Origin of the sequence: Croceibacterium mercuriale (assembly GCF_000802385.1) — a bacterium.
Classification (GTDB): domain Bacteria; phylum Pseudomonadota; class Alphaproteobacteria; order Sphingomonadales; family Sphingomonadaceae; genus Croceibacterium; species Croceibacterium mercuriale.
Map to the genome: position 1 here is coordinate 79,754 of NZ_JTDN01000004.1, position 9,615 is coordinate 89,368.

Annotated in this window: 8 protein-coding genes; 7 read left to right on the forward strand and 1 reads right to left on the reverse strand. The window is 66.6% G+C overall.

All coding sequences use genetic code 11. From position 1 onward, the window contains the following. Window positions 1–28: 28 nt before the first annotated feature. The 7 genes from uxuA (at window position 29) to PK98_RS15545 (ending at window position 8,248) form a co-directional block, all read left to right on the forward strand. Window positions 29–1,198 (forward strand): mannonate dehydratase, encoded by a 1,170-nt coding sequence (uxuA, locus tag PK98_RS15515; protein ID WP_235425559.1) that lies wholly within the window; start codon window positions 29–31, stop codon window positions 1,196–1,198. A 135-nt stretch (window positions 1,199–1,333) separates the two neighbouring features. Further along, window positions 1,334–2,449 (forward strand): FAD-dependent oxidoreductase, encoded by a 1,116-nt coding sequence (locus tag PK98_RS15520; protein ID WP_039097965.1) that lies wholly within the window; start codon window positions 1,334–1,336, stop codon window positions 2,447–2,449. Window positions 2,450–2,475: 26 nt separating this feature from the next. Continuing rightward, window positions 2,476–3,378 carry a VOC family protein gene (locus PK98_RS15525; RefSeq protein WP_039097966.1) on the forward strand — a complete coding sequence of 301 codons (903 nt, stop codon included), beginning with the start codon at window positions 2,476–2,478 and terminating at the stop codon, window positions 3,376–3,378. A 3-nt stretch (window positions 3,379–3,381) separates the two neighbouring features. Next, window positions 3,382–4,539, forward strand: a complete 1,158-nt coding sequence (locus tag PK98_RS15530) for an alpha/beta hydrolase family protein (RefSeq protein ID WP_039097967.1) — start codon at window positions 3,382–3,384, stop codon at window positions 4,537–4,539. An 82-nt stretch (window positions 4,540–4,621) separates the two neighbouring features. Continuing rightward, window positions 4,622–5,407: a cyclase family protein gene (locus PK98_RS15535; RefSeq protein ID WP_039097989.1), complete on the forward strand. Its 786-nt coding sequence runs from the start codon at window positions 4,622–4,624 to the stop codon at window positions 5,405–5,407. Next, window positions 5,404–6,354 (forward strand): fumarylacetoacetate hydrolase family protein, encoded by a 951-nt coding sequence (locus PK98_RS15540; RefSeq protein WP_039097968.1) that lies wholly within the window; start codon window positions 5,404–5,406, stop codon window positions 6,352–6,354. Before PK98_RS15535 ends, PK98_RS15540 begins: the two co-directional genes overlap by 4 nt. A 25-nt stretch (window positions 6,355–6,379) precedes the next feature. Continuing rightward, a complete protein-coding gene (locus PK98_RS15545) occupies window positions 6,380–8,248 on the forward strand; it encodes a sulfatase-like hydrolase/transferase (protein ID WP_039097969.1) in 1,869 nt (622 codons plus the stop codon). A gap of 66 nt (window positions 8,249–8,314) precedes the next feature. On the opposite strand, the gene PK98_RS15550 is transcribed toward PK98_RS15545, so the two are convergent. Then, window positions 8,315–9,615: TonB-dependent receptor domain-containing protein (locus tag PK98_RS15550; RefSeq protein WP_152608774.1), on the reverse strand; the 1,301-nt coding region annotated here is incomplete at its 5' end.

A 9,615-nucleotide genomic window follows, 5' to 3' on the forward strand; every position in this document is an offset into this window, starting at 1 on the left:
CGCAATTCACGAGGCTGAAGACATGTTGATGACGCAGACGATGCGGTGGTTCGGGCCCCAGGATCCGGTCCGCCTTCACGAGATCAGGCAGGCGGGGGCGACCGGCATCGTCACCGCACTGCACGAGGTGCCCAATGGTGAAGTGTGGACGCGAGATGCGATCGCTGCCCGCAAGGCGGAGATCGCGGCCGCCGGCCTGGACTGGCGCGTGGTCGAAAGCCTGCCGGTGCATGAGGGGCTGAAGACCCGTTCCCCGGACTGGGAGCAACTGATCGATCGTTACCGCCAGAGCCTGACGAATCTGGCGCAATGCGGCATCGAAGTGGTGACGTACAACTTCATGCCGCTGCTGGACTGGACGCGGACCGATCTTGGCTGGGAACTGCCGGACGGTGCACGCGCGCTGCGGTTCGAGGCGATCGCCGTCGCGGCCTACGACATCTTCATCCTGCAGCGCCCGGATGCGGCCGACAGCTATGACGCGGCGACGCAGGCAGCGGCCGAGGCACGGTATGCCGCCATGGACAGCGCCGCGCGCCACAGGCTGGAGCGCACGATCATTGCAGGATTGCCGGGGAGCGAGGAGGGGTTCACCTCGGCCCAGTTCCTGGAGGCGATCGGCACCTATGCGGACATCGATGCGGCACGTCTGCGCGACAACCACGTCGCCTTCCTGGAAGCGGTATGCCCGCTGGCGGACGAACTTGGCGTGCAACTGGTCGTCCATCCCGACGACCCGCCATTCTCGATCTTCGGCCTGCCACGGGTCGTCAGCACGGAGGTGGACGTGACGGACCTGTTCGCCCGCGTCCCCAATGCATCGAACGGCCTGTGCATGTGTACCGGATCGTTCGGCGTGCGCGCCGACAACGATCTGCCGGGCATGGTCGACCGGCTGGGCAGCCGCATCGGCTTCCTGCACCTGCGATCGGTGCAGCGGCAGGCGGACGGCGCCTTTCACGAGGCCGAGCATCTGGGCGGGGATGCGGGAATGTCGGCCGTGGTTGCGGCGATCCACCGCCTGTCTGTGCGCGAGAAGCGCAGCATCCCGATGCGCCCCGATCACGGGCATCAGATGCTGGACGATCTGAACCGTACGACGAACCCGGGCTATTCGCTGCTTGGCCGGATGCGTGGTCTTGCCGAACTGCGCGGGCTGGAACGCGGGATCGCGCATGCGGCAGGCACCATCGCCTGAGTGCCGGTAGCTGAAGCCATGGCTACAAAAAAAGGCAATCGCTCACCACAAAATCAATCGGTTTTCTAAGCCGCCCGATCCCACTTAGTCTTCGCTCCAACGAACCGCGGTCAAAGAGCCGCACGGAGGGGCAAGTTGGAAGCGCAGAAGATACTCGCCATCGGCGGCGGCATTGGCGGACTGACCGCGGCCATCACCTTGCGTGGGCGCGGTGACACGGTCGAGGTCGTGGAGCGCGATCCGAACTGGTCCGTCTATGGCGTCGGCATCATCCAGCAGGCGAATGTCGTGCGGGCCATGGCCCAGCTCGACCTGCTGGACGATTACCTGTCCGCCGGTGTCGGGTTCGATGCGGTAGAAGTCTTTTTGCCGAACGGCCAGCAGGTCGCCCGCGTGCCGTCGCCCCGGCTGGTCGAGGGGCGCCCGGCCAATGTCGGGATCGGCCGCCCGGCACTGCACAAGGTGCTTGGCGACCGCACGCTGGCGAGCGGGGCCACTGTGCGGCTGGGCATCACGCCGACCGATCTGGTGAATGATGGCGACGGCGTGACCGTGACCTTCTCCGACGGGAGCACGGGGCGCTACGACCTGGTGATCGGCGCGGATGGCGCCTATTCGCAGACCCGCGCCAGGATCCTGCCGGACGCGCCCCGGCCGGAATTTACCGGCCAGTCGGTCTGGCGCTACAACCTGCCACGGCTGCCCGGCATGGATGCGCTGCAGGTGTATAACGGGCCAAGCGGGGTCGGATTGGTCCCGATCTCCGACACGATGATGTACATGTTCGTCACCACGGCGGAGCCGGAGAACCCCTTCTACGAGACGGAGGGTCTTGCCGCGAAGATGCGGGCGAAGCTGGCCGGGGCGGCCCCGGCGATCCGTGCCCTGGCGGACCTGATCACCGATGACGCGGCGGTCGTGTACCGCCCGCTGGAGGCGCTGCTGGTCGAAGGCGCCTGGCACAACGGCCGGGTGGTGCTGCTCGGCGATGCTGTCCATGCGACGACGCCGCATCTGGGGCAGGGTGCCGGCATGGCGATCGAAGATGCAATCGTGCTGGCCGAGGAACTGGACCGCCACGACGATCTCGAAACCGCCCTGACCGCCTATCGCGACCGCCGCTTCGACCGGTGTGCCTACATCGTCCGGTCCAGCCTGGCGATCTGCCACGGACAGATCGGCAAAGGGCCCGCGATCGACAATGCCGTCGCGACCAAAGCCATGTTCGACATGGTCGGCGAACCCATCTGATCCGCCTTTCAAAGGAGCCTACTCCCATGAGCCGAGTTACCGAAATCCGCTATGTCGGCTACGGCGTGGCCGATCTTGCCGCCGAGCGTGCGTTCTACCGCGACGACTGGAAGCTGATCGAGGCGGGCGAGAAGGATGGCATGATCCACTTCGCCGCCGAAGGGCATGACGAGAACTACGTCGTCCGCCTGCGCGAGGATGCCGCCAACAGCATCGACGTGATCGCGCTGGCGGCGGACAGCGACCCCGATGTCGACGCCTTGCACGACAAGGTCGTGGCGGCGGGTTGCCAGGTGATCTTCGCGCCGCGCGCGCTGGCGACCCTGGGCGGCGGATATGGCTTCCGCTTCTTCTCCCCCGACGGGCTGCCGTTCGAGGTGTCCGCCGGCGTCGACCGGCGCGTGCCGCGGCAACTCGACCGGTGGGAAGGCATTCCGCAGAAGATCAGCCATATCGTGCTGCATTCGCCCGATCACCGCGCGATGGTCGGCTTCTTCGTCGACGTCCTCGGTTTCAAGGTGAGCGACTGGCTGGGTGATTTTATGTGCTTCCTGCGCTGCAACAGCGCCCATCACCGACTGGCGCTGCTGCCGGGGCCGCCGTGCCTGAACCATGTCGCGTATGACGTGCTGACGGTCGACGACATGATGGCGGGCATCCGCCGGCTGAAGCGGGCGGGCACTGACATTCTGTGGGGACCGGGGCGGCACACCGCCGGCAACAACACCTTCAGCTACTTCACGACCCCCAACGGCTTCGCGGTCGAGTACAGTTCGGAACTCGAGCATGTCGATTTCGAGGCTCACATCGATCAGGTGCATGTACCGGGTCCGACGACCATGGATCAGTGGGGGATCGGCGTCGGCGGCCCGCAGACCATGCCGCACCCCAAGCCCGACCCCCGCCTGTTCGTCGCGGCAGAGGCCTGACACATGGCCCTGTTCGAATACTTCCCGAACTACATCTGGAACCTGTCCGTCTCGATCGCACTGGAGAGCGGGGGCAAGATCGGCGAGATCATCGACATGTGCCAGCCCATCCGCGACGCCGCGGCGGGCGGCGGGGATGCCGGCACGCCGCAATTCATGGCACAGTGGGTGGCGATGGCGGACCGGTTGGCCGGGTTGGCTGAAGAGGACGAGGCGGCCGGGCACCGGTTCAGTGCGTCGGACAAGCTGAATCGGGCGGCGCTGTACCTGTTCGTGGCCGAGCGGATGCAAGCCCATGGATCGGCCGGGCGCACGGAAACCTACGCCCGCGCGCTCGCATCGTTCGAACGCGCGACACAGTTGGGCCGGCTCAATCGGGAAAGGGTCGAGATTCCGCTGGCGACCGGCACGATGCCCGCCTTCTTCACGCGCGGCGTCGGCGACGGGCCGCGGCCGGTGGTGGTGTATTGCAATGGGCTGGACAGCTGCAAGGAACTGCTGGTCCTGTCACGCCTGCCCGAAGCGCTGGCACGGCGGGGTATCTCCACCCTGTCGGTCGACCAGCCGGGATCGGGGGAGGCGCTGCGCCTGCAGGGCCTGCCGGTCGATCCCCATAGCGAGAACTGGGCCTCCAAGGCGGTCGACTGGCTGGAGCAGCAGGCGGAGGTCGATCCGGCGCGGATCGGCATGACCGGCATCTCGCTCGGCGGCCATTTCGCGCCGCGCGCGGTCGCCTACGAATCGCGCTTCGCCAGCGGCGCGGTGTGGGGTGCCAACCACAATTGGGCGGAGGTGCAGCAGAAGCGGCTGCGGCGCGAAGGCGAGAACCCGGTGCCGCATTACTGGCAGCATGTGATGTGGGCGTTCGGCGCCGACGACATGGAGACGTTCCTGGCGCGTGCGGAGGACATGCATCTGAACGGCGTGATGGAGAAGATCCGTGTCCCCTTCCTCGTCACGCATGGCGCGCATGACCGCCAGATCGCGATCGACTACGCGCATCAGAGCCGTGACCAGCTGGTCAACAGCCCCAGGGTCGGCTTCAAGGTGTTCACCGCGCGCGAAGGCGGCGTCGAACATGTCGGCGCCGACAATATGAGCTTTGGCTGCGACTATATCGCGGACTGGTTCGCCGACACGCTGGGCGGTCACGCGGGGTGACTGTCGCGGATCGCACCGGAGGGCAGGCGGCGCGATCCGCTGGCTTTCGGACGGTGGCGCCGCACTTTCAAAGGAATGCATGATGGCCCGGCGCCTGCTTGACCTTTCGATCACCCTGGACCCGGACATCGTCACCGATCCGCCCTTCATGCGCCCGCAGATCACCTATCAGACGCATGCAGAGACGGTGGCGGAGGTGCAGAACTTCTTTCCCGGCCTCACTGCGGAGCAGATGCCCGGCGGGCAGGGTTTCGCCGCGTCCGAGACGCTGACGCTGACCACGCACAACGGCACGCATCTGGATGCGCCGTGGCATTACCACCCGACCATGGATGGCGGCGCGCCGGCGATGACCATCGATGAGGTGCCGCTCGACTGGTGCCTGCGGCCGGGCGTGAAGCTGGATTTCCGCGACTTCCCCGACGGGCACGTGGTCACGGCGGACGAGATGGCGGCGGTCTGCGCCCGCATCGGCTACGAACCGCAGCCACTCGACATTGTGCTGGTCAACACTGCCGCCGGGGCAGCGCTGGGCGGCCCCGACTTCCTCGGCAGCGGCTGCGGCTTTGGCTACGACGCGACGATGTGGCTGACCTCGCGCGGGATCCGCGTGACCGGCACCGATGCCTGGAGCTGGGACGCGCCATTTGCCGCCACCGCCCGGCGCGTGGCGGACAGCGGCGACACCTCGCTGATCTGGGAAGGGCACAAGGCGGGCCGGGACATCGGCTATTGCCACATGGAGAAGCTGACCAACCTGGACCTGCTGCCCCCTCGCGGCTTCACCGTGTCCTGCTTCCCCGCCAAGGTGAAGCGCGGTTCGGCCGGGTGGACGCGGGCGGTCGCGATCTTCGAGGACGAGGCATGAGACTGGCAACGCTGGCCGATGGCACCCGGGACGGCGCACTGATCGTTGTTTCGGAAGATGGGGCCCGGTTTCTGCCGGCCGGAGCCACGATGCAACACGCGGTCGAAGACTGGGCCGCGATGGAGCCGGTGCTGCGGGACCTGCCTGCGCGCCTGGCGGCGGGTGGCGGCGATCGGCTGGATATTGCCAGCCTGCTCGCACCCTTGCCGCGGGCCTGGCAGTGGCTGGACGGGTCGGCCTTCCCCACGCATGGTGAGCTGATGCAGCGGGCCTTCAACTCGCCGCCGCACACAGGTGATCGCCCGCTGATGTATCAGGGCATGTCGCACCGCTTCCTGTCCCCGACCGAGGACGTGCCGCTGCCGCGCGAGGAGGACGGCATCGATTTCGAAGGCGAGTTCGGCATCATCATCGGCGATGTGCCGATGGGCTGCACAGCGCAGGCGGCCATGGCGCATATCCGCCTGATCGTGCTGATCAACGATTGGTCACTGCGCACGATCGCACCCGTCGAAATGAAGACCGGCTTCGGCTGGGTCCAGGCCAAGCCGGCCTGCAGCATGGCCCCGTTTGCCGTCACGCCGGATGTCCTTGGGGATGCCTGGCGCGACGGCCGCGTGTGCCTGCCGCTGACGGTGGAGGTAAACGGCCGGTGGTTCGGGCATCCGAACGGCGCGGCGATGGCCCATGGGTTCCACGACCTGATCGCCCATGCGGCGCACACGCGCGACCTGCCTGCGGGCACGATCATCGGCTCGGGAACAGTGTCCAATGCCGATCACGCGCAGGTCGGCTCGACCTGCATGTCCGAGCGCCGTGCGATCGAGATGATCGACCATGGGGCGCCACAGACGCCATTCCTGTCCTTCGGGGATCGTGTCTCGATGACGGCAGGACCATTCGGCAGCATCGATCAGAGGATTACCGCATGTCCGACGCCAGCCTAGCGTGCCACATAGCGGAGCGCGCCGGATGAACGCGACCCGCCGACAGGCGCTGGCATCGATCGCGCTCGGCGGCGCAAGCCTGTCTGCCAGAGCGGTGGCAGGTCCTGCCATCGGAAAGCCGAACATCCTGTGGCTGGTCAGCGAGGACAACAATCCGCTGATCGGAGCCTATGGCGACAGGCTGGCGCGGACGCCGGTGATCGATGGACTGGCAGGTCGCGGCATCCTGTATCGCAATGTCTACTGCAATGCGCCGGTCTGCGCGCCATCGCGGTTCGGCATCCTGACCGGCTGTTATCCGGAAAGCTGCGGGCCGGCGCATCATATGCGCGCGACCGCCAGACTGCCGGCGATCCTGCGGACTTATCCGGAGTATATGCGATCCGCCGGCTACTACTGCAGCAACAACGACAAAACCGACTACAATTGCGACGTAGATCCCGCTCGGATCTGGGACGCGTCGAGCAGCTCGGCCCACTGGCGCGATCGGCCGGACGGCAAGCCGTTCATGTCCGTGTTCAATTACATGACCACGCATGAATCTCGGATATTCTCGCCGACACCGGGTCCGGTCACACCCGATCAGGTGCGGGTGCCGGCCTATCTTCCCGACACGCCGGCGATGCGCGGAGATTTCGCCAGTTACTACAACTTGATGTCGCGGATGGACACGCAGGTCGGCGAGCGTCTGGCAGAACTGGAGGCGGACGGGCTCGCCGAAGACACGATCATCTTCTACTATTCCGACAATGGCGGCGTCCTGCCGCGCAGCAAGCGTTACTGCTATGACGAAGGCTTGCGCGTTGCCCTGATCGTGTACGTTCCGCCGAAGTGGCAGCATCTCAGCCCCGTGGCGATGGGTAGCGAAGTGACGGAGCCGGTCAGTTTCATCGACCTGGCGCCAACGCTGCTGTCGCTGGCGAACATCCCGCGCCCTGCGACCATGGCGGGCGCCGCGTTCCTGGGGCCGCATATCGGCCGGCGCGATGGCTGGGTGTTCGGGATGCGCAACCGCATGGACGAACGCTACGATTTCGTGCGCACCGCCACCGATGGCCGTTATCGCTACATCCGCAATTACATGCCGCATCGGCCGTGGGGCATGCATGGCGACTTCGCCTGGCTGGCCAAGGGGTACCAGTCGTGGGACGAGGAACGGTTGGCGGGTCGGCTGACCCCGGCGCAGACGCGCTTCTTCGGTCCCAAACCGTTCGAGGAGTTCTACGACCTCCAAGCCGATGCCGACCAGCTGGACAACCGCATCGCCGACCCGGCGCAGGCGCGCAGGATCGCCGCGTTCCGCACCGCGCTGGACCGGCACATGCTGGCGATCCGCGACAATGGCTTCATTCCGGAAGGCGCCCATGGTGAAGGTTATGCCGAAAGCCGGGTGGAGCGGGACTATCCGCTGCGATCGGTCATGCGGCTTGCCGCGGTCGCCGCGCGAGGTGATCCGCGCAATGCCGCCCGCCTGAGCGCGATGCTGCGGCATGCCAATTCGACCATGCGCTATTGGGCGGCGACCGGGCTGGTCATCCTGAAGATGGCGGCCGCCGGCAGCAGCGGGAAGCTGGCCGCCATCGCCGGCCATGATCCATCGCCCCCGGTGCGGGTGGCTGCGGCGGAGGCACTGTGCGGTGCTGGCCGGGATGATATCGGCCTGCCTATCCTGGCCGAAGTGCTGGAGAGCACCGCAGCGATGCCACCCCGTTTGATGGCGCTGAACGCGCTGGATGCGCTGGGCCCGCTGGCGCGCCCGGCGCTGCCCGCGATCGCCGCCGCCGTTCAGGATGAGAACGAGTATATCACCCGGGTCGCCGGCTATCTGGAAGCCGTGCTGGAAGGCCGCTACACCCCCGGCATGACCTTCGGGCGGGGCCGGCAGGGCGCCTGAGGCGCGCTGTTCCGGGATCATGTGACGGGTCCGTCGGCAGCGCCTGCTGCCGAAGGACTCTGACCGTTAGAAGCCGAACCGGATACCGACCCGATACGACCGGCCGAGCAGGTCGTAATAGGCATTGTTGTTGATCGCCGGCAGCGGCGGATCCTTGTCGAACACATTGTTGACCAGCACGAACACCTCGGTCCGGGCGGTGCCCTCCAGCGCCAGATCATAGCTGGCGCCCAGGTTCAGGTAGGCGACCGCGGGGATGACGTTGTTGTTGATGCTGTTGAACAGCGCCGGGTTGTAGCCGGCCTGATCCGGGCCGATCAGAGCGTTGTTCTGCCGGCTGCGGCTGATGTAGCGGACCTGCGCGTTCATGTTGAACCGGTCTACCCGGTAATCCAGCGTCGTGTTGACGACCCAGTCCGGCAGGCCGGCGGTCCCGCCGAACAGCGCACCGGTTTGTCCGGCGCGGTTCACGCCATCGGGATACAGCAGCGAGACGTCGGTCGATGCCCGGTATTCCATGACATGTGTAGCCTGGCTGGTGAACGACAGGCGGCCCGGCAGGTTCGCGCTGATCTCGTCCAGCGGCTGGACATAGGACACCGCGAAGTCGAGGCCCTTGGTCTTGAACTCCGCAAAATTGGCGTTGGCGGAATTCACGCTCTGGATCGCGCCCCGCACCAGGTCGCTGCCGGCGAAGGTGATCAGCGCGCAATACGGATTGTCCGCGGAGGCGGTGCCCGTGCCCAGGCAGTTCTGGATGATCGAGGCCTGCCCCAGCGCGCCGATCGCATCGGTCAGCCTGATCCGGTAGAAGTCGGCCGAAATCTGCAGACGCGGGATGAAGCTGGGCTGGATCACGATACCGGCGGTCAGCGTGCGGCCGATCTCCGGCGTCAGGTCCACATTGCCGCCGGTGAAGACATCGATGGCATAGGCCTGCTGGTTGGCGAAGGCGGGGCGCGTGTCGGTCGCCGCGCCATTGGTCAGCGGCCGCGGCACCGTGGCGACGTTCGGCGTGAACAGTTCCGGCAGCGAAGGCGCGCGGATGTCACGCGACAGGGTGGCGCGCAGCAGGATGTCGCTGATCGGCTTCCAGGTCAGACCGCCCTTCCAGGTGCCGACGGAGCCCGAGATGCTGTAGTCGGTGACCCGCGCCGCGCCGTTGAAGTCCAGCTCGCCAAGGCCGAACTCCTCGCTCAGCAGCGGGACGATCACCTCGACATAGGCTTCCTTCACGTTCTGGCTGGCGCGGGGGAAGTTGCGCGGCGCACGGGTGTTGAGCGCGCCGGCCTGGCTCAGATCATCGACATCGGTCCGCAGCGTCTCGCGGCGGTAATTGCCGCCGACGCCGATCGACACCGGGCCTG